The following is a 19,289-nucleotide window of genomic DNA, read 5'->3' as shown; positions in this document are numbered from 1 at the left end:
AACATGACATCAAAGACCAACCCCACACCAGGACCACTGACCGACGAGACCGAAAGCTGGAAGCGCACCCTCTCGATCCTCGCAGGTATCCGTCAGATTGCCCAAGAAATGCGAGACGAGGCTGAACAGATCGAGACAGCCCACCCGAACCAGATGATCAAGCCAGGATACGGCGAGCGGGCTGAGATCGTAGCCATCCTAAACAAGACCTACGCCTTCATATCCACCGACATCCGCAGGGTCGCAAGAAGTAGCGGGCTGACTATGCCGGAGGAACTGAAATGAGCAACTCAAAGTACGAGGGTCACTTGCAACTTGACCTGATGCGTCTCCGAGAGAACCTCTCCGCAGCCTACTGTGAGGTGTTGACCGCAGGCACTTCGGGCGCAGCCTACGTTCTCCAACAACCGTCAGGAGCCGTCTACACCGACCGTCCGGGCGCTTGGACGTTTGACCTGAGTTCTGCTCGGGGCTTTCAAGCAAAATCAAACCACATTCTCGGTGCAGAGATCGTTCCGTTCGAACATGCCCGCAGGGTCATGAAAACCAAGCTCCGAACACAACTGTCGCAGATCGATGGGTTGCTCGGGATAACCAAGGACGCACCGAATGGCAGAGTTTGAAGTAATCCCCCAAGAGGCCATCGATAAGCTGGTCGCCAACCCAACAGTAGCCCCCGCATTCAACTCAGTGTTCGACGCGGGTCGCGCTGAGGAAAGGCTCACGTAAGGCGGAACCGTGAGTTGTTCCCGGCGAATGCTGGTGGGGCGTCGGATGTTCGAGGTTTTGCTGAGAGAGTGACCTAGAGAGAACTTAGAGGGAGCTGCTTAGGCCCCTTCCTTTTTCGTCGGGCAAGGGCACTTATCTGACCAGCAACGCATCCGCAAAGAACAACTCAATGACCGCTCCGAGCCCAAACCCATCAAGTTGCTGCGAAGCTGCGAAAGTCAGGTATCCGATGTTGGACCCGGTTATGAGAGATGGCTTTGGTGAAGATGTGCTGCCGTACCTGCAATCGACTTCGGCGGCTCACCAAGTGTTTGCGCAGCATCGGATTTAGGCGGCCCGCAGCTACTGGAGCCGCCCTGATTGTTAGACTCAAGCCGGGTGGTATAGCCGACGCGTAAACACACCGCTTTGCTTGCTGTCACGAAGAAGCTTCGCGCCAGCCAACACTGCCAGGTCAGCAATGGGTTCAACCAGAACCACCAACAGGTAAGCTGCGCCGAAGCTTCCAACGGCGGCCATGTTCTCGGCTCCGAAGCCTTGGCCATAAAACGCCCAGAATGCCACCCAAGCAATCACACCACCTTGGTAAGCAAGTGAAAGCTTGAATACTTCGCCGTAGCTACAATCGACGTAGGCTTTTTGCTCAGGGATGATGCGTTTTGCCAAGGCGTCGATGAGGAACAGCGGGAACAACAGCGTTGTCACGTTCACGAAGTACATGGGCATGTCGCTCGGCGCAAACAAAGCACCTTGGACAAAAAGCCCACCCGCAAGACCTATTGCTGCGGGTCCCGCACCAAGCAGCAGCAGTATCGTGGTTCCCAATATGAAGTGCACCTCAGAGATGCCAACCGCAAAGTGCGGGAACACCTCGAAGAACAAAAACACCGTAGCCACAGCCAGCACACTGCGTACCCCGAATGAAATCACCGAGTGCGACTTCAAATCGTCGGCCACCAGCTTGAGGGAATAACCAGCGGCGGCGGCGGCCGTTCCGTAGGCAAACACCATTTTCGCGCCGTCTACGACGCCCGGTTCAATATGCATATTCAGTCTCCTTGCCGTCCTTCCTGACGACATTTGATGCCGAGAAACTCGGCGGTTGCTCTAGCGGCAGGTCTCCTGGCTTGCGACTCAACGCGCTCCCGAGCCTTCCCAACACAGTGTGTCAGTGGTGCAATTCCGGGTTTGCTCACCGCTTACAGTTGCAGGGGCAGCCGAGGATTCTCACCTCGTTCCCTTTTCAGTCGGAACGAACCATCCCGACCACCGCATCGCATCCTATTCACGCGCTTTCCCGACGAGTCAATCAAAACGCTGACGCCTGACAAAACAATATCCTGGCTCTGGCTCAATTTGGCGTCAGGAGTTTCATTCCGTTAGGCACTAACCTGTTGATGGAGCTTGCTATCACGCCGCTCCGCCAGAGCTTGGCGCACGATTTGTACAGATGATGACAAAAACAAACCCGCCATGATCGTCGCTACGATTAGGTCAGGCCATCCTGTGGCTGTGCCCCAAACGCCGAGAGCGGCAAACATCACTGCCACGTTCCCGATGGCATCATTGCGGGAACAAAGCCAGACGGAGCGGACATTCGCGTCTCCATCTTTGTACCTGACGAGCAGAAGAACACTGGCAAGGTTTGTAAGCAGTGCAAGGAACCCCACCATTCCCATGATTTCAGCCTCAGGAACGCCGACGTAGAACACCCGATATACGGTCGACCCGAATACCCATGAACCCATCAGAAAAAGGCTGAGGCCTTTGGCTAGGGCAGCATTTGTTCGCGCTCGGATTGAAGCGCCTATTACAGCCAGAGAAATGCCATAGGTGAGGGCATCCCCCAAGAAGTCGAGTGCGTCGGCCTGTAGTGCCTGAGACTTCGCATAATGCCCGGCGGTCATCTCGACCACAAACATCGTGGCATTGAGTGCAATGACGATCCACAATCGCCTTTTGTAATCATCTGAAACGCCGTCAAACTTCGCGTCGTGTCCGCAACATCCTGACATAAGGAAACCTCTTTGAATCTGTCTTTAGCATAGTGTAGTTTCTCTAGTGGCTAGAGGTTCAAGAGGTAATTTGATGTTTTCGATTGGTGACCTGTCCAAGCGCACAGCGGTCAAGATTCCGACCATCCGCTATTACGAAGAGATGGGCCTGCTTTCCGCACCAGAACGCACTGAAGGCAACCAACGGCGCTATGATGCGGCTGGGTTGGAACGCCTTAGCTTCATCAAGCATGCGCGTGACCTTGGCTTCTCGATTGAGGCGATTTCGGAACTGATCGAGCTTCAATGCCACCCAGATCGTTCATGCCAAGCCGCGACGGATATCGCCATCTCACAGCTTTCCGAAGTCAGGGCCAAGATCAAACGGCTAAGGTCACTTGAAAAAGAGCTGGTTCGGATTTCCAAGGGTTGTGACGGCGATGGCGTGTCGGAAGACTGCTATGTTCTGGCTTCTCTAGCGGATCACAAGCTTTGCAATCACGAGCATTAACCCGAAATCAGACTTTGGCGTTGACGTAGCGAATTGGAGCTTTGCCCGCCCCGCAGACCTTGATGAGTCATGCGGCGAAGGTCCTGAGCGAGCCCGAATTCACCGATGCTGCAACGTCGGCCAATGTCTGCTACGCAAGGCTCTGGAGGTATTTTGCAATGCTCAAAGGTGCCGTATTGTACGCAAAAGACTTGAAAAAACTGCGTGCTTTCTATCTCGCGATTGGCGGCAAACAGACCGACGGGATCGACGGTGAATTTGCGGCCATCTCGAATGCCGATACCGAACTCATAATTCTGCAGGTTCCACAGACAATTGCACCACAAATTGTCATCGAAGACCCCCCAGTGGTGCGTTCCGGCACGCCTATGAAACCAATAATCAGCACCATTTCCATTGCTGATGTGCTCGAAATACTGCCAGAGATCGGTGGCAGGCCGGTTCCAGATATGAAGCAATGGAAGTTCCGTCAGAACCTTGTTCAAGACATTGTTGATCCTGAGGGCAATGTCGTTCAGCTTTGGCAGCCGGAAAGCTCTTGAAGCGGTCATTGATGCAGAGACTTCGTATGGCAGCTCCGTCCGCATAGCTGACTTTGCGTATTACCCAAGCGGGGAGCGCTCATCAGGAAGGTGATTGAGGCTTACCGCAAGGCCGCTCAAGGCGACGTTCAAGCAACTACAGGAGATCATCAGGGCAGAACAACGTGGTCCGGGTGAGTTCATGAAGGCGCAGGTCAAGCGGAACCGTGAGTTATTCCCGGTGAAGGCTGGCGGGGCAACTGTGCGGGTTGGACGTAGGAGCTTCGAGGATTTGCTTAGAGAGTGACGTTGAGTGAACTTGGAGGGAGCCGCCATGGCTCCTTCCTTTTTGTGTTGAACGTAAAGTAGCGATTAAGCATCAGGTGCAACGAAATGGCCTACAAAGTGATTTAAGTCTCAAGGCGGGACCGGTATGCGAACGAACAAACACACTGTTTAAACGCTGCTTTTTGGGGTCTGATCAATGCTTGCCAATCTTCTGAAAATGTATGATCGCTATCCCGCAATCATGCTCTCTTTAAGAGGCCTGACAAGGGGAGACCTTGCTCCCGATCTATTGAGCGAATTGGAGACTCACGGAGAGCGGCAAAGAGAAATCCTCAGCGTTGCGCAAGTGTATCAGATAGATGAGCAGGCAGAGGTGATGCTTCGCAACCTATCAATGCAAATGCAGATCGACGGTCTGGACAGTATGTACAGTAGCGTTCGTTTGCCCTTTCCGGCAATGTTGTTGACGATACCGGAAACTCAGACCGGCTTCTGGCCAGCAGCGCTTATTACACAAGACGAAGATGCGCTCTACACGCAGGTGTTTTTTTCCAATGACGAAGGCTCTCTACCCAATCTTCTCATTTTCGAGTCTCGAGGAACGTCGGTTGACGTGCGACATTCCCCGTCACTGAAACTCGCGCGAGCATATGGGGATGACATCACGGATGATGCGGCGATGGAACAGGAGAAATCCTTGTGCTTTATGTTCTTGAGCATAGCGGTTGGGATGTCGGTTTTGTTCGACCACAACGCGATGTTAGAGAAGGATGAAGTGCCTGCCTACCCACGTGCCGAACGGCGGAGACATCAGAAGTCGGGTCGTCCTCTACCAAACAGACGGATCATAAAGGTCAAACTAGGCGAACTTGGGAAACGACAGCTTCAAGCGACCCAAGAAATAGACGACCACGGCGACGAGGAGAGACAGACACGCCGTGCGCATTGGGTTCGGGGTCATATGATGCGTAACCGGGCAGGAGGTTTGAGTTGGCGGAACCCTCATGTCCGAGGTGCTGGCCCAATCATTGAGCAAGAAAGGCGGGTCTCATTCGACGAGGATTGAATGCGGTTGACGTGGCGAACGAAGGCTACCTTCTCGGAAGGGGGATGAACTCCTGATCGTCACCGGGCGGGAGATGGAAACGGGGATTACTTTCCCAAGCCTCAGCCCTCCAAGCCTCTTTGGCCTCTTCTATGCGCTCCTTGGATGACGCCACGAAGTTCCACCAGATATGCCGGGGTCCCTCGAGCGTCTCACCACCAAGCAGCATCACCCGTGCCCCCCTTTCACCCGCTTTCATCGATACCCGATCACCGGGACGGAACACCATCATTTGACCCGCTTCGAAGGTATCCCCGGAGACCTCTACCGACCCCTCGACAACGTACACCCCGCGATCCTCGTGATCATCTGGCAGTGGAATGCTGGCACCGGCTTGAAGCACAGCATCGGCGTAGAACATCTCTGCGGGCGTCTTAACTGGCGCACGTTCACCGTAGGCGTTACCGAGGATCAGACGCACCTCCTTGCCTTCACCTTCCATCACCGGCAGAGCATCAGCAGGGGCGTGTTCAAAGGTAGGGTCTAGGTCCTCGTGATCCTTTGGCAGTGCAACCCAAGTCTGGATGCCAAAGAAAGGCATAGGGTCCACTTGGGTTTTATCATCGGTTCTCTCTGAGTGGGTGATACCACGACCGGCAATCATCCAATTGACCGCCCCCGGTTCGATCCACGAGTCCGTCCCAAGGCTATCTCGGTGGTGCATTCGTCCACGATACAGATAGCTGATCGTCGCCAAGCCGATATGCGGGTGAGGGCGTACGTCCATGCCTTTTGTGGGCAAGAACTCTGCGGGTCCCATTTGATCGAAAAAGATAAAACTTCCGACCATCTGGCGCTTCGGTGCGGGTAGGGCGCGGCGTACCTCGAAGCCGCCCAGATCACGGGCGCGAGGGATTATGACGGTCTCGATGGCGTCCACGGCGTCACCTGTCGGGCAATGGGGGTCTAGCGCAGGGTTCCAAGACATGGGGCGTACTCCTTTGGCTTTGTCGATAAGATGGCTCAAGGAGACGGGAAGTGAACCCCAAGGAATGCTCAGGGTGTGCGCGGGGGTGCACAGTGATTTAGGGGTTGTAGCGATGACCGAGACTGAATGCCGATTACGTGTATTTTGCTATGTTTCGCGGTGGCGGATTATTCTGTTCTCTCGTTTGTGCATGTACTAGAATTGCAAGCAGAAGAACTGAGCCTAGTGCTGTCAGTTATCGAATAAGAAAGAAGTATTTGAATAAATGTAGTTGTGAGAAAATGCTTATACTACCCAAACAAGTCACCGACCCACTTTCTACCGATGGCGAGAGTACAATTCTTGCGAATGTTTTGGAATTCCTTTCTCAACCTTGGCATGGCGGCATTTCAGCAGCGGTTGCGATAGCTGCCCTAGGTGTAGCGATTTACACGACCTTTTGGCGGCGGCAGCGTGGAGGGGGAGGTAAAGGTGGTGATGCCTCAGTGGAAAATGCCGATGGAGAAGCTTTTGGCGGTAAGGGAGGCAAAGGTGGTGGCATGTTCGGCTCGGGTGGAGCTGGAGGGAGCGCAAAGGTGATAGGCGGGAAAGGAAAAGCACGAGGGGGAGACGGCGGCGATGCCGGATAAAGACCGTTTTCCCAGAGGAGGCCACGGAGGTAACGTGGAGGTCGAAGGTAATGAGGGAATAGCCATAGGCGGTCGTGGCGGTCGAGGCGGTAACGTTCCGGGAGCGGTCGGAGGAGGTGGCGGCGGGTCTCGGCATATAGGAGGCGGTATCGCAATAGGCGGAGATGGTGGTGACGCGGGAAGGCGAGGGAGACCCACGCTTGGAGCAGCTTCCACCCTTGAAAAGACCTTGGGTTCAACTTTTACACTCACAAACCTTGAGAATATTGTTGATGCCTACGGAATAATTCTTCCGGGACGAGGTGGCGATAGTGGGTTTGCCGTTGTAGAATTTGATGGGCGGGAGTACTCACTCAACGTCCTTCTCAAATTGATCAGAATTCGCCACAACAGCATCATTGACGAGATCGATATGAAGGACCCAGGGTCGCCTCAGCGATGGTGGGACGAGGCATCCAAGTGCTTTCCTGAAGAAACCGCATGGGCCATGGCTCACATGAGAAAATGCGAAGATTTTCCTGATCAAAAACCTCCGCTACCCTACGTTGTTCCGTGAGTCGTTGTCTTGGTTTCCACGTGTTACGGCTCTGAATTTTGAGTGAAAAATCTGAGCGGGTTATGAATACGTGATCCTTCCCTCAATCCCCCCGTGGCCTCTTGGATCACTCGGGGAAAACCCAAGGGACACCGACCGGGTACGCCGGATGCTCGGGTGCAGTCTCGGAAACAGCCGATCTCCTGCTGTTTGATAGGCCCTAAACCTTTTTTCGAATAAAACTCTTTGATCAGATGGGTCCTGCCGAGTTCATCACCGAAGGTGGTATCGATGTCCGTCCGCACCCGCATATCGGATTGGGCACGGTGACCTACCTCTATCAGGGTGAGTTTGAACATCGCGACAGCATCGGCACACATCAGATGATCTATCCCGGAGAGGTTAATTGGATGGTCGCCGGGCGCGGGGTCACGCATTCCGAGCGGACCAGCGCCGAGACCCGCGCGCGGCAGAACAAGCTTTTCGGTATTCAGACATGGATCGCATTGCCCGAAGCACACGAAGACATGGCCCCGGATTTCGAGCATCACAAGCAGGGGGCTTTGCCGCATATTCAAGATGCCGGTGTCAGCGCACGGCTGATCCTTGGGTCGGCCTATGGCGAAACGAGCCCGGTAACCATGCTGTCGGAAACCTTCTATCTGGATGTTCAGCTTGAACCGGGCGCGTCCTTTCCGCTGCCGGATGATCATGAAGATCGCGGTGTCTATGTCACGCAAGGCTCTGTCGAAGTCGCAGGGGACAGCTTTGATGCCGGTCGCATGATGGTGTTTCGCCCCGGTGACAAGCTGTCTGTGACCGCCGGTCCGCTGGGGGCGCGGCTGATGCTGCTGGGCGGTGCCACGTTGAACGAAGACCGCTATATCTGGTGGAACTTTGTGTCGTCCTCGAAAGAAAAGATCGAAACCGCAACGCAGGAGTGGAAACAGGCGGATTGGGCCAACGGGGCCTTCCATTTGCCGCCGGGTGACGATCAGGAGTTCATTCCGATTTCTGCAGAACTTGAGCGCACAAAGCCGCGATTGGCGCGGTAAACGCCACGTCATCGCGCTTGCGGCTTGTCTCTGTGCCATGTCGCGGTAATCCTGTGAGGAGTTCAGGGAGGGCGCCATGAAAATCGCGATTGCCGCGGCGGGCAGCATTGGGTGCTATGTCGGAGGGTGCCTGGCACATTCTGGACAGGACGTGATGTTGTTGGGCCGCGCGCGGGTGCTGGATGCGATCCGCAGCCACGGGTTGAAGATCACCGACATTGCGGGGCAGCATCAGGTAATCCCCACCAATTTGCTGTCCCTGACTGAGGATCCAACAGATTTGGCCGATGCCGACCTTGTGCTTGTGACCGTCAAGACAGGTGCAACCGCCGATATGGCCAACCTGATCGCGCAATATGCACCGGCGACCGCGCCAGTAATTTCCCTACAAAATGGGATGGAGAGCGCTCGAATTCTGCGTAACACATTGAAAACCCGAGATGTCAGGGCCGGGATGGTGCCATTCAACGTTGTTCCGAAAGGGGTGGCAGCCTATCACCGCGCGACCTCGGGCGATATCGTGATCGAGGATGGTGCCGGGGATTTGCCCACGCGTTTGTCTTGCCCGGATCTTCCGATAAGCGCCAGCAACCGGATCGAAGCGGTGCAATGGGGCAAGCTGGTGGTGAACCTCAACAATGCCCTGAACGCGCTGTCCGGCCTGACGGTGCATGCGCAACTGATGGACCCGGGTTGGCGTCGATTGATGGCGGACCAAATGGCCGAGGCTTTGGGGATTTTGAAAACCGCCGGGGTAGCGGTTGCGTCGACAACCCCCGTACCGGCCTGGATGGTGCCCCATATATTGCGATTGCCAACGCCATTGTTTTCCAGGATCGCATCCAAAATGCTGACTGTTGATCCCGAGGCCAGAACCTCGATGGCCTATGACATGATGGCAGGGCGTGTGACAGAAATCGACAGCCTGCAAGGCGAGATTATTCGGCTGGCCGCCCAAAACGGGGTTCGCGCACCGCTCTGCAGCCGTGTGGTCGATCTGATCCTGCAGGCGCGCGGTGATCCGATGACGCCGGAGAAAATCCGCGCATTCTAAGGCAAACGCGCTTCAGAGTGTCCGCAGTATGGCGCTCAGCTCTGGCTCGTGCACGCGTTTCGCTGCCTCTTGCGGCGTTACCCATTCTCGCTCTCTTTGGCCCGCCTCGGGAAACTCGTCGGCCAATTCCTTTACGTGCACACGGTACACCGTGGTTCGAACCGGCACTGCCGAGCCGTCCTTGAGCACCTTGTCATAGGTGAAGTGACCCATCGGTTTGGTGTCAGAGGCTGTGATCCGCACGCCTGCCTCTTCCCAGGCCTCTTGCGCAGCTGATCCTGCACCGTCCAGCCCGTCAATGGGCCAGCCCTTTGGGATCACCCAGCGCCCGGTATCGCGGCTGGTGATCAGCAGAACTTGGGTCTGACCTTTCTTCTTTCGGGTGCACAGCGCCGCGAACTGCACCCGTTTGGGGCGCAGGATCATGGGTCGCACGACCTTTTGCAGTATTTTTCGCAGTTTCTTGGCCATTTGAGTCCGCTGAACACGCGCCGTTAAGGCATTGACCTTGCGTCATAGCGGTCTGGTTCCGGTTGCACAACCGCTCAACCACGACGGCGTTTGGCGCGCAGGGTCGGGTCGGCCTGCGTTGGGTCTTCGGGCCAGGGATGTTTGGGATATTGTGCGCGCATATCCTTGCGTACATCCGCATAGGACCCGGCCCAAAACCCCGGGAGGTCGCGTGTGATCTGTATGGGTCGCTGGGCGGGCGACAGCAATGTGATCTTCAACGGTTGATCGCCGATTTGGGGATGCTGCGTGACGCCAAAGACCTCTTGCAGGCGGACCGCGATTTCGGGAACAGCATGGTCATAGGAAATGGGGATCTTGCGCCCCAGCGGCGTTTCAAACGACCCGGGCGCGCGGCGGTCCAGCTCTTGCGTCTGAGACCAGTCCAGCCGGGCGCGCAGCGCGGGCAGCAGATCGAACTGCTTCCAATCGTCGGCACTGCGGACACCGGTCAGCATCGGCAGGAGCCAGCTTTCCATATCTTCCATCAAACCTTCGGGCGAGAAATCGGGCAAATCAACACCTGAGGCACGCACCAACTCCACCCGCGCGGCAAGCCGCGCCGCAGGGCCTTTCAGGCGCAGGCCCAGATCACGCACGCCGTCTAGCATGGCATTGGCAACGGCATCTTCGGGAACGTCTTTCCAGATCCGGTCATCCAGATTGATCGCACCAAGCCGTTCCTGCTGCCGCGCCACCACGCGCCGATCCCGTTTGGACCAGCTGCATGTCTTGTGCCAGGTAATCTGATCGGCAAAGAGCGCGCGCAACTCTCCTTCGGTGATCTGGGCAGCCAACCTGACACGCGCCTCACGCGGGTTGCCGTCGGTGTCGATCACCACCAGAAAGGGCGCGGCGGCCATGGTGTCTGCATTGTCGAGCACAACGCCCTTTCCGCCCGACATGACATACCGCGGTGCGTCGCCCTTGCGCCGCTGTCCGACCCGATCTGGATAGGCCAACGCGGCCATGGCGGCAGGTGACAGATCAGGCCCATGCCCTTTGGCTTGAACCCGCAGGCGCTTGGTTTCCGATGTGATCCGGTCAACCGCGCCCGCATGAACCTGCCAGGGACGATTGCGCTGAAATGCACGGGGATCGCGCAGGGCCTCAAGGCGCAACGAGAGGTCGCTTGGGGCACCTTTCAGTGGGTCGCGTTCCGCCATCAAGGCGGCCAGCGGGGCCGCAGCAGAGCCCGCAGCGACCAGCATATGGCCCAATCTTGGATGCAACGGCAGCGCCGCCAGCGCCCGCCCGTGATCAGTGATACGCCCGTTGCTGTCCAAAGCGCCCAGCATGCGCAACAGACCACGCGCTTCGGTCAACGCACCCTCGGGCGGCTGCGTCAGAAAGGCCAGATCACCCGGTTCGCTGCCCCAAAGCGCCAATTCCAGGGCAAGGCCGGTCAGATCGGCTGCTTCAATCTCTGCGGGCGGAAAGGCGGCCATCGCGCCGTCTTCGCCTTTGGACCACAGCCGGTAACACGCACCTTCGGCCACACGCCCCGCGCGCCCGGCGCGTTGCGTGGCTTCGGCGCGGGTCACCTTTTCGGTGACCAGGCGCGACATGCCCGAGCCCGGATCGAACCGTGCCCGACGCGATTGGCCCATATCGACGACGATGCGAATATCAGGCAACGTCAATGAGGTTTCGGCGATCGACGTAGCCAACACCACCTTGCGCCCGGACTTGGCCGGAGCAATGGCCGCGCGCTGGGCGGCAAAGGGCAGGGCACCAAACAAGGGATGAACCTGGCACCTGTCCGGCAGCAGTTGGGTCAAAACCCCCTCGGCGCGCCGGATCTCACCTTCGCCGGGCAGAAAGACCAGAATCCCACCGCCCATGGCGCGCGTATCGCGTTCGGCTTGAACAACCAAATCGACCAGAGCGTCCAAACGGCGCGCCTTGGGGCTCAGCGGACGCTCCAGCCAGCGCAGATCGACGTCGAAACTGCGCCCGGCCGAAGTGACCACAGGCGCGTTCATCAGCCGACCCACGGGTTCGGCATCCAGCGTCGCCGACATCGTCAGCAGGATCAAATCGTCGCGCAGTGCGTCGGCGACCTCTAGGCACAGCGCCAGTCCCAGATCGGCATTCAAGGAGCGTTCGTGGAACTCGTCAAAAATCACCGCACCAATGCCGGGCAGGTCAGGGTCGGATTGCAGCATGCGGGTCAGGATGCCTTCGGTCACAACCTCGATCCGGGTCTTGGCTGAAGTTTTGGCCTCCCCTCGCACGCGATAACCCACGGTTTCACCCGCGCGTTCATTCAGGGTGTCGGCCATGCGTTCAGCGGCGGCGCGCGCGGCAAGACGGCGGGGTTCCAGCATCAGGATCTTGCCTTCGCATAGACCGGCCTCAAGCATGGCCAGAGGAACCCGTGTGGTTTTGCCTGCTCCGGGGGGCGCTTGCAGAACGGCGCGCTTGTGGGCCTTGAGGGCGTCCAACAGCTCGGGCAGGGCATCTTCTATGGGCAGGCGCGGTGACATGGTCGCTTTATCCGCAATCCATCCGGTGGCGTCCAGATTGCATCGCGGCGCGGGGCTGGACATTTTCGGCTGAGCGACCACAAGGTGTCGTGCCGCAGTAAAACGAGGGGCCCATGGACATAGACAGCCTGAGCGACAGGATCTTGAACGGTGAACGGCGCGCGCTGGCCCGAGCGATCACTTTGGTCGAAAGCGGGCGCGAGGATCACCGGGCCCAGGCCAGCGCGCTGCTGGCCAAGCTGTCGGGTTCTGGTCGACAAGCGTTGCGCGTCGGGCTGTCGGGGACACCGGGCGTGGGCAAATCCACCTTTATTGAAAGCTTTGGCATGATGCTGATCGCGCTGGGTTTGCGGGTGGCAGTTCTGGCTGTTGATCCAAGCTCGGCCCGGTCTGGAGGGTCGATTCTGGGCGACAAGACTCGGATGGAGCGGCTCAGCCGTGAGGCCAACGCCTTTATCCGTCCGTCGCCCAGCCAAAGCCATTTGGGCGGCGTCGCACGCCGCACCCGCGAGGCCATTGCGTTGTGTGAGGCAGCGGGGTTTGATGTTGTGCTGATCGAAACGGTGGGTGTCGGCCAGTCTGAAACCGTGGTGGCCGAGATGTCGGACCTGTTCCTGCTGTTGCTGGCTCCGGCGGGCGGGGATGAGCTGCAAGGGGTCAAGCGCGGCATCATGGAGATGGCTGATATGATCCTGGTCAACAAGGCCGACGGCGATTTGAAATCCACTGCAACACGGACCTGTGCGGATTATGCCGGAGCACTGCGGCTGCTGCGCAAGCGGCCCCAAGACCCCGAAGGCTTTCCAAAGGCGATGACGGTCTCGGCGGTCGAAGAGCAGGGGCTGGAACTGGTCTGGGCCGAGATGCAAGCTTTGCGAAACTGGCGGAAAGAAACCGGACATTGGGCGCAGAACCGGGCTGCACAGGCGCAATACTGGTTTGAACAAGAGGTACGCTCAGCCCTGCTGGCGCAGCTGTCCACGGCACAGGCACGGGCTGATATGGCGCGCTTGGGCGGTCAGGTCAGTGCGGGGCTGCTCAGCCCCTCGGCAGCGGCCTCTGAAATGCTGGCGACATTGGTGCCCAAGACCTGATCCTGGATGGCCCGTTTGGGGCAGAACAGAGAATTCTGCAATCGGGCAAAGATTTCGCCGCAGCCGTCTTGACCCTCTGCGCGATTCCCACTACACGCATCCAACCAGTTTTCGGGCGCGACTTCGGGTTGCGCCCCTTGTGATTTGGCCGAGGGTATTTAACCCGGCCTCTAGAAACAAAGGAAGAAACCATGTCGCGCCGTTGCGAACTGACCGGAAAAGGCCCGATGACTGGCAACAATGTCAGCCACGCCAAAAACAGAACTCGTCGTCGTTTTCTGCCGAATCTGAATGACGTTACGCTGCAGTCGGAAACTCTGGGCCGTGGCGTCAAGCTGCGCATTTCCGCTGCTGCACTGCGCTCTGTCGATCACCGCGGTGGTCTGGACGCGTTCCTGGCGAAAGCCAAGGATGATGAGCTGTCGGCAAACGCACTGAAAGTGAAAAAGGAAATCGCCAAGGCGCAAGCTTCGGCGTAAAGATTTTCGTTTCATCGAATTTCGGCCCCGTACCTGCTGGTGCGGGGCTTTTTCTTTTGATCGGTCGACTCTCTGGATCGTGCTCCAAAAGGATCGTTTGATCGCGTCTGTGAAGATGTTCACATAACAAAGGGGGAATGTTTGTTATGTTTGCTCAAATTCTAGAAGCGGAGACAGCCGATGCCCTTCAAGTCCCTTGATTTTCTAACTCAAGTTCCCGTTTTTGTCGGACAAGCGATCAGCAGGTGTATTCGGATGCAACAAAGGGTTAATCGTCGGCATGTCAGTCTGACGACCCATGCTGCCAAGGACCCACAGTTCGACGCTTGACGCAACGCCGCAGGTCGCGATTGTTGCTTGTCACCGGAATTCGTTTCCGCGTAATCCCTGTCGTAAATGAAGACGCGGTGTCATATATTCTTGGCCTTTGTTCTGTCGCTGGCGGTCATCTTGACCGGTCAGGGACTGGCAGCGTCACGCGGTGTGGATCATGTGGCAGGCCAAATGGTGCTGTGCACAGGCGCTGGTCCTGTTGTTGTCTATGTCGACAAAGACGGGCAACCCACACAGGCGCCGCACTACTGCCCGGACTATGCGCCAACCCTTTTGGGCGCGATCTTTACCGCGCATCCTGAACTGCCCGAAGCGCCCGACATCGCACGCGATTTCGTTCCCAGCCATGCTCAGAACCTGATCGTAGTGCGGGTTCTGTGCAGCCTGGCCCGGGCGCCTCCTGTTTTTGTCTGATTCTACGGATATTCAAAGACAGAAATAAAGACAGGAGCAGCGCTATGACGCTCAAACCCACAGTTCTGGTCGCGATGGCCAGTTTTGCCCTTGCCACAACCGTCGCAGCCGAAAGCAGTATCAAGGTTGACGATTCCTATGCCCGGTCGTCGGGCGCAACCGCCAAGGCTGGGGCAGCCTTCATGATGATCGTCAATGATGGCGACACGGCTGATCGATTGATCGGTGTAAGATCAGAGGCGGCAGCTCGGGTGGAGTTACACACGCATGAGGTGGATGACAACGGCGTGGCCCGGATGATGGAGGTCGAAGAGGGCTTTGAGATACCGGCGGGGGAAAGCCATGCGCTTGAACGTGGCGGGGATCACGTGATGTTCATGGGGCTGACCCAGCCTTTCGAACAGGGCGTACGTGTTCCGGTTACACTGATCTTTGAAAACGCGGGAGAAATTGACATCGAGATCCCGGTTGATCTTGAGCGGAAAGCAGACCCTGGTCACGGGGATGGCCATGGAGCGCATTCACATTAGAGGAACGCCTGTCTTCGGGCCGCTTAAGCGGCCGTCATCCATGCGTCAGACCGGGCGTTGCCCGGTCTGATCCGCCTATGAATTCGGTTAGCGATTGACCGTTTTTATGCCCACCCGGTCGCTTGCGCGTTTGAAGCGGGCCGTCAGCCAGAACATCACTGCAGCGATGGCAAGCGCCGCAAGTGCGATGGCCCAACCCAGCGCCACAAGGCCAATGCCGGGCGCGAACAGCAACAGCAATCCAATTGCCAAAGCCGCGAAGCCAGAATTGCGCATGGCGTTCCGCTGCGGGTCACGCTCATGCATTTGTCGCCAGGCGGCCAGAGATCCGATCCCGATGATCAGCGCCCAGGCACCAAGCAGGAAGAAAGCGAGCTTTGCGGCCCCTTCCGGCCAAATCAACAGGATCAGGCCAATCACGATAGCACCAATCCCGACGCCACCAACCAGCCCGCGCCGACCAAATCCCAGCAGCGTGAGGCCACCGTCCAGGATCAGCAGCAGCCCGACCAGACGCAAAAGCAGCGAAATGCTGCTGCCTGGCCAAAAGAGCGCCGCAATGCCAACGCAGGCGGCCAGAATGCCCCGGATCAGGAACGTCCACCATAGCTCGCCCAACTGCGCGCTTAACGCTTCGCGCGTGGCAAAGCTGTCGTCGTCAACAATCTCGCCTTGTTTGGGGTCTGAGTCGGTCATGGTAGGTCCTCGGGTTATGTCAAATCCAGCATAGCCTAAGCTGCCCGGTTGCGTCTGCAGTGATGTTGTCAGCGTCTGCCCAGTAATTCATCCACCCAAAGGGGAACGATTTCGGTGGCGGGGCCAAACCGCCTTGCGTTGAAATGCGCGGCTCCGTCTGACGGCTCCAGGTTCAGTTCAAGCGTATGGGCCCCTGCGGCTGCGGCCTCATGTACGAAGGCGGCGGCGGGATAGACCTGACCCGAAGTGCCGATCGCAACAAAGAGCGCAGCGTTGGCCAGATGCTGATAGATCGTGTCCATGTGATAGGGCATTTCGCCAAACCAGACCACATCTGGCCGCCCTTTCGGCGCCGCGCAAGCCGGGCAGGGCTCATCCACGGCCATTTCAGGCGGAGCCGTCCAGCGGTGGCCGCAAGCCGCACATAGCGCTCCGGCCAATGTGCCGTGCATATGCAGGACGTCGTGAGCACCGCCTGCCTCATGCAGGTTGTCGACATTCTGGGTCACCAGAACAACATCACCCGGCCAGTCCCGCTGCAACCGCGCCAGCGCCTTATGGGCTGCGTTGGGTTCTACGCCAGTGGCTTGCTGACGGCGCGCGTTGTAAAAGCCCTGAACGAGGGCAGGGTTACGCGCAAACGCCTCGGGCGTCGCCACATCTTCGATCCGGTGTTGCGCCCACAGGCCGCCCTCATCGCGAAAGGTGCTAAGCCCGCTTTCGGCAGAAATACCTGCTCCGGTCAGAATGACGATCTTTTCCATGCCTGCTCCTCGGGGTACATCTTGGCGCATGACACACCGTATCCTTTTCGTCTGTTTGGGCAATATCTGCCGGTCGCCTGCCGCCGAGGGCGTATTTCGCGCAGGCGCGCCGCATCATGTGACCGATAGTGCAGGAACTTCGGGTTGGCATATCGGGGATCCACCATATGAGCCGATGCAACAGGCGGCGCGTGCGCGCGGGTTCGACCTAAGCGATTTGCGGGCGCGGCAGTTCGAGCCTGCGGATTTCGACCGGTTCGATCTGATCATCGCCATGGATGACAACAACCTGAACGATATCGAAGCGCTGCGCCCGCGCGAAAACGAAACGCCCGTGCGCCTGTTCACCGATTTTGCCCCACAGACCGGAGCCGATCATGTGCCCGATCCGTACTACACGCGTGACTTTGATGGCGCGCTGGACTTGATCGAGGCGGCAGCAGACGGCCTGATCGCGCATCTCAAAGGTTAGCTCATCACCTTCAGTTCTTCGCGAAGCCAGGGCAGCTGCGCGATGGCCGGGTCGATGATCTGGCTGCGCATCAGGCGGCGGATCATGTCGGCGATCTCTTGCGGTACCTGATCGGACCAGTCGGTGCGGGTGAAAAGCGAAATCGTGCGCGAAAACGCACCGAACGGGGCCGGATGGGCCGAAAGCCCCTCGTGGAACCGCGCGGCGCGCATATAGCCCAGAGGCGTGGTGATCGCCCAACCCAGACCGCGCGCGACCATGGCCATCAAGGCCAGATGCGAGCCGATCTCGAACCGTTCTTCGAACTCAAGCTGCTGGCGGGCCAGATGGCCTTCGATCTGACGGCTGATCAGCTGTTCGCGGGCATAGCGCAGGAAGGGCAGGGTCTGAACCGGATCGTCCGCGCCCTTTGGCGCAACCAGAATGAACGGGTCCTGGACCAGAGGGTATTCGATCACGCCTTCCAGCACCTCGCCGCTATGGGCGGACACTGCCAGATGCAGGCGCTGTGCTTCGAGTTCGGCAAACAGATCCAGGCTGGGCAGGGTGATCAGCTTGAATTTCGACCGCGTCAGGTTGTCGGCCAACAGGGTGGCTAGACGCGGGGTCAGGTCATTGTCGAAATCATCGATCAACCCTATGGACAGCGTGGTCAGGTGGCCCAGATCCATCACCGTCAGCTCGCTCTGCGCCATTTGCAGCTCGGCCAGAACGGCCTCGGCCCGCGTCAGAAAGCTGAGCCCGGCTTGGGTCAGGCGCATCGGGCGTCGCCCGTGATCAACCAGATCGGTGCCCAACGCCTTTTCCAGATTGCGCAATTGCTGGCTGACCGAAGGCTGGCTGAGTCCGGTGATCTCGGCCGCCTGCGCCACCGATCCCGTCCGCGCCAGAGCCTCGAACACTTCGAGCCCGCGCAGGGTCACCCCTTTCATCACCATCGCCGATCCCTTTCACTGCGCCTTTTCTGAGGCGCAGGGCGGGTCAGGTCAAGGACTGACGAGGGTTAGCTACAGATCGCCTGCGCCATCTGGCCGAAATTCTGATAGCGATCCCACAGCGCATCATCGCGCGCGGTCTGCGACATCTTCAGCTGCTGCGCCTGATGCGGGTCTTCGAACCATTTCGAGACCTTTTTCTGATCGCTGCGTGTGAGCGCCTGATCGGCCACGCGCTGAATGCAAGAGCACCGATCCCGCGTCGCCGCCTCACGATCCGATGCCAAACACGCCTGCTTGATCTGCGCCGCGTTTACAACGGGTGCCACGGCCACCAGCGATACCGTACAACATGCTGTTAAGAGGAACTGTTTCATGCTCGAGCCTCGTTTTTGCCTGCCCGGACGGGTCTGATGCCCCTCTCGGTCTGGGCGGGATTATGAATCAAACGGGGGAGCGGATCAATCGGGTGGTTCGAGATTGTGATGGGCAAGTTTCTAGTTTCGCGTTCTGATGAACCTATCGGACAGGTAAACAATGTGCATTTGTCTTTCGATCAAGCCTACGAACAGGCCTTGAAAGACATATGTACTGCGATAGTGTGCCGGCGACTTTGACCAGTGGGGTTAGATATGCTTATGAAGACGGCGCAGCTGAGCTTGTTCCAAGCTATGTTGCTTTTCATTTTGATCGGCACGCCGGGGTCAGCGGAATCTCAAGATAGATTCGACGAACTAAACAGGCCAGTCAGAGTGCTTGTGGTTGGAGTAACAAATCAACTTCTTGGGGAAGTGAGGGCCTTAGATGTTGAGGAGAAAATTGATTTCAGTTTTCCGTCAAACAATCTATCAGATTTTGATATGTTTATAGCCCTTGTGGATGACTTCGAGGAAGCTGGTGAGTTGAAGATAGTCGCCGATTTGGGCGTTGAAAAATCGTTTGTGGCGAATGAGGGCGAGGCACCCTTTTCCATTGAAGTAAATGTACGTTTTGCTGAGAGGGTTCGGCCATTCGATCTGATCGCAGTTGACCGCCGGCAATTCTATGCAAGAGATATTACTTGTCACAGCGTGTTTCTCAAAGATCTCATCTTGTCTTTAGATTTTTCTCAAACAATTCAAAGTGAAAGCCACTACAAGCTAACTAAGGATTGTGCACCGGTTTCCTAATTGCTCTGTGCATGCATGTGGTCGAGTACTCAGAACATCCAGCATTGATCATTCG

At 57.6% G+C, this 19,289-nt stretch carries 23 protein-coding genes, 1 pseudogene and 1 riboswitch; of the genes and pseudogenes, 15 read left to right on the top strand and 9 right to left on the bottom strand.

The window, feature by feature from the left end; all coding sequences use genetic code 11:
* Positions 1-3: 3 nt before the first annotated feature.
* Positions 4-285, top strand: coding sequence for a hypothetical protein (locus GOV38_RS14360; protein ID WP_171209547.1), 282 nt, complete (start codon positions 4-6; stop codon positions 283-285).
* Entirely contained in the window at positions 282-623 is a 342-nt protein-coding gene (locus GOV38_RS14355; protein WP_171209548.1) for a hypothetical protein, read from the top strand. Before GOV38_RS14360 ends, GOV38_RS14355 begins: the two co-directional genes overlap by 4 nt.
* A gap of 475 nt (positions 624-1,098) precedes the next feature.
* Here the strand turns inward: GOV38_RS14355 and GOV38_RS14350 are convergent, their stop codons facing one another.
* On the bottom strand, positions 1,099-1,776 hold the full coding sequence (locus GOV38_RS14350) for an energy-coupling factor ABC transporter permease (RefSeq protein WP_171127985.1): 678 nt from the start codon (positions 1,774-1,776) through the stop codon (positions 1,099-1,101).
* A gap of 47 nt (positions 1,777-1,823) precedes the next feature.
* Positions 1,824-2,018: riboswitch (cobalamin riboswitch) on the bottom strand.
* A gap of 90 nt (positions 2,019-2,108) precedes the next feature.
* Entirely contained in the window at positions 2,109-2,744 is a 636-nt protein-coding gene (locus GOV38_RS14345; RefSeq protein WP_171098184.1) for a cation transporter, read from the bottom strand.
* A gap of 73 nt (positions 2,745-2,817) precedes the next feature.
* On the opposite strand from GOV38_RS14345, the gene GOV38_RS14340 reads away from it, so the two are divergent.
* From GOV38_RS14340 to GOV38_RS14330, 3 genes are all read left to right on the top strand, one after another.
* A complete protein-coding gene (locus GOV38_RS14340) occupies positions 2,818-3,234 on the top strand; it encodes a helix-turn-helix domain-containing protein (RefSeq protein WP_171098186.1) in 417 nt (138 codons plus the stop codon).
* Between the two features lie 62 nt (positions 3,235-3,296).
* Positions 3,297-3,776 (top strand): hypothetical protein, encoded by a 480-nt coding sequence (locus GOV38_RS14335; RefSeq protein WP_171098188.1) that lies wholly within the window; start codon positions 3,297-3,299, stop codon positions 3,774-3,776.
* 463 nt (positions 3,777-4,239) lie between these two features.
* Positions 4,240-5,109 (top strand): hypothetical protein, encoded by an 870-nt coding sequence (locus tag GOV38_RS14330; RefSeq protein ID WP_171209550.1) that lies wholly within the window; start codon positions 4,240-4,242, stop codon positions 5,107-5,109.
* 25 nt (positions 5,110-5,134) lie between these two features.
* Here GOV38_RS14330 and GOV38_RS14325 read toward each other — a convergent pair whose 3' ends face one another.
* Positions 5,135-6,076: a pirin family protein gene (locus tag GOV38_RS14325; RefSeq protein ID WP_171209551.1), complete on the bottom strand. Its 942-nt coding sequence runs from the start codon at positions 6,074-6,076 to the stop codon at positions 5,135-5,137.
* A 137-nt stretch (positions 6,077-6,213) separates the two neighbouring features.
* On the opposite strand from GOV38_RS14325, the gene GOV38_RS14320 reads away from it, so the two are divergent.
* From GOV38_RS14320 to GOV38_RS14305, 4 genes and pseudogenes are all read left to right on the top strand, one after another.
* Complete coding sequence (locus GOV38_RS14320; protein WP_171209552.1) at positions 6,214-6,705, top strand: hypothetical protein; 492 nt, start codon at positions 6,214-6,216, stop codon at positions 6,703-6,705.
* The gene (locus GOV38_RS14315; protein ID WP_171209553.1) at positions 6,695-7,261 is read left to right on the top strand and encodes a hypothetical protein; all 567 of its coding nucleotides are present in this window, start codon (positions 6,695-6,697) and stop codon (positions 7,259-7,261) included. Before GOV38_RS14320 ends, GOV38_RS14315 begins: the two co-directional genes overlap by 11 nt.
* Positions 7,262-7,485: 224 nt before the next feature.
* Positions 7,486-8,295: pseudogene (locus tag GOV38_RS14310) on the top strand (pirin family protein); the annotation flags it as partial.
* A 76-nt stretch (positions 8,296-8,371) separates the two neighbouring features.
* Entirely contained in the window at positions 8,372-9,349 is a 978-nt protein-coding gene (locus GOV38_RS14305; protein ID WP_171209554.1) for a 2-dehydropantoate 2-reductase, read from the top strand.
* A 12-nt stretch (positions 9,350-9,361) separates the two neighbouring features.
* Here the strand turns inward: GOV38_RS14305 and GOV38_RS14300 are convergent, their stop codons facing one another.
* Both GOV38_RS14300 and hrpB read right to left on the bottom strand, forming a co-directional pair.
* Positions 9,362-9,820, bottom strand: a complete 459-nt coding sequence (locus GOV38_RS14300; RefSeq protein ID WP_171209555.1) for an NUDIX hydrolase — start codon at positions 9,818-9,820, stop codon at positions 9,362-9,364.
* A 74-nt stretch (positions 9,821-9,894) separates the two neighbouring features.
* On the bottom strand, positions 9,895-12,348 hold the full coding sequence (gene hrpB, locus GOV38_RS14295) for an ATP-dependent helicase HrpB (protein ID WP_171209631.1): 2,454 nt from the start codon (positions 12,346-12,348) through the stop codon (positions 9,895-9,897).
* 113 nt (positions 12,349-12,461) lie between these two features.
* Between hrpB and meaB the strand changes: the two genes are divergently transcribed.
* The 4 genes from meaB to GOV38_RS14275 all read left to right on the top strand — a co-directional run bounded on the left by meaB (position 12,462) and on the right by GOV38_RS14275 (position 15,198).
* Positions 12,462-13,442 carry a methylmalonyl Co-A mutase-associated GTPase MeaB gene (gene meaB / locus GOV38_RS14290; protein WP_171209556.1) on the top strand — a complete coding sequence of 327 codons (981 nt, stop codon included), beginning with the start codon at positions 12,462-12,464 and terminating at the stop codon, positions 13,440-13,442.
* A 191-nt stretch (positions 13,443-13,633) separates the two neighbouring features.
* Positions 13,634-13,921, top strand: a complete 288-nt coding sequence (gene rpmB / locus GOV38_RS14285; RefSeq protein WP_008756960.1) for a 50S ribosomal protein L28 — start codon at positions 13,634-13,636, stop codon at positions 13,919-13,921.
* A 420-nt stretch (positions 13,922-14,341) separates the two neighbouring features.
* Positions 14,342-14,668 carry a hypothetical protein gene (locus GOV38_RS14280; RefSeq protein ID WP_371808530.1) on the top strand — a complete coding sequence of 109 codons (327 nt, stop codon included), beginning with the start codon at positions 14,342-14,344 and terminating at the stop codon, positions 14,666-14,668.
* A 44-nt stretch (positions 14,669-14,712) separates the two neighbouring features.
* The gene (locus tag GOV38_RS14275; RefSeq protein ID WP_171209558.1) at positions 14,713-15,198 is read left to right on the top strand and encodes a copper chaperone PCu(A)C; all 486 of its coding nucleotides are present in this window, start codon (positions 14,713-14,715) and stop codon (positions 15,196-15,198) included.
* An 87-nt stretch (positions 15,199-15,285) separates the two neighbouring features.
* On the opposite strand, the gene GOV38_RS14270 is transcribed toward GOV38_RS14275, so the two are convergent.
* On the bottom strand, positions 15,286-15,894 hold the full coding sequence (locus tag GOV38_RS14270; protein WP_171209559.1) for a DUF308 domain-containing protein: 609 nt from the start codon (positions 15,892-15,894) through the stop codon (positions 15,286-15,288).
* A 68-nt stretch (positions 15,895-15,962) separates the two neighbouring features.
* Positions 15,963-16,658, bottom strand: a complete 696-nt coding sequence (locus GOV38_RS14265) for an NAD-dependent deacylase (protein WP_171209560.1) — start codon at positions 16,656-16,658, stop codon at positions 15,963-15,965.
* 28 nt (positions 16,659-16,686) lie between these two features.
* Between GOV38_RS14265 and GOV38_RS14260 the strand changes: the two genes are divergently transcribed.
* Positions 16,687-17,130, top strand: coding sequence for a low molecular weight protein-tyrosine-phosphatase (locus GOV38_RS14260; protein ID WP_171209561.1), 444 nt, complete (start codon positions 16,687-16,689; stop codon positions 17,128-17,130).
* On the opposite strand, the gene GOV38_RS14255 is transcribed toward GOV38_RS14260, so the two are convergent.
* Positions 17,127-18,068: a LysR family transcriptional regulator gene (locus GOV38_RS14255; protein WP_171209562.1), complete on the bottom strand. Its 942-nt coding sequence runs from the start codon at positions 18,066-18,068 to the stop codon at positions 17,127-17,129. The two genes, GOV38_RS14260 and GOV38_RS14255, sit on opposite strands and share 4 nt — an antisense overlap.
* Positions 18,069-18,133: 65 nt before the next feature.
* Complete coding sequence (locus tag GOV38_RS14250) at positions 18,134-18,442, bottom strand: hypothetical protein (protein WP_171209563.1); 309 nt, start codon at positions 18,440-18,442, stop codon at positions 18,134-18,136.
* 255 nt (positions 18,443-18,697) lie between these two features.
* Between GOV38_RS14250 and GOV38_RS14245 the strand changes: the two genes are divergently transcribed.
* On the top strand, positions 18,698-19,234 hold the full coding sequence (locus GOV38_RS14245) for a hypothetical protein (protein ID WP_171213018.1): 537 nt from the start codon (positions 18,698-18,700) through the stop codon (positions 19,232-19,234).
* Positions 19,235-19,289 lie beyond the last annotated feature (55 nt).

The sequence above is a fragment of the Ruegeria sp. HKCCA5839 genome, assembly GCF_013035585.1.
GTDB lineage: Bacteria > Pseudomonadota > Alphaproteobacteria > Rhodobacterales > Rhodobacteraceae > Ruegeria.
The sequence above is the reverse complement of the archived record's forward strand: the minus strand, read 5'-3'. Positions and strand labels throughout refer to the sequence as shown.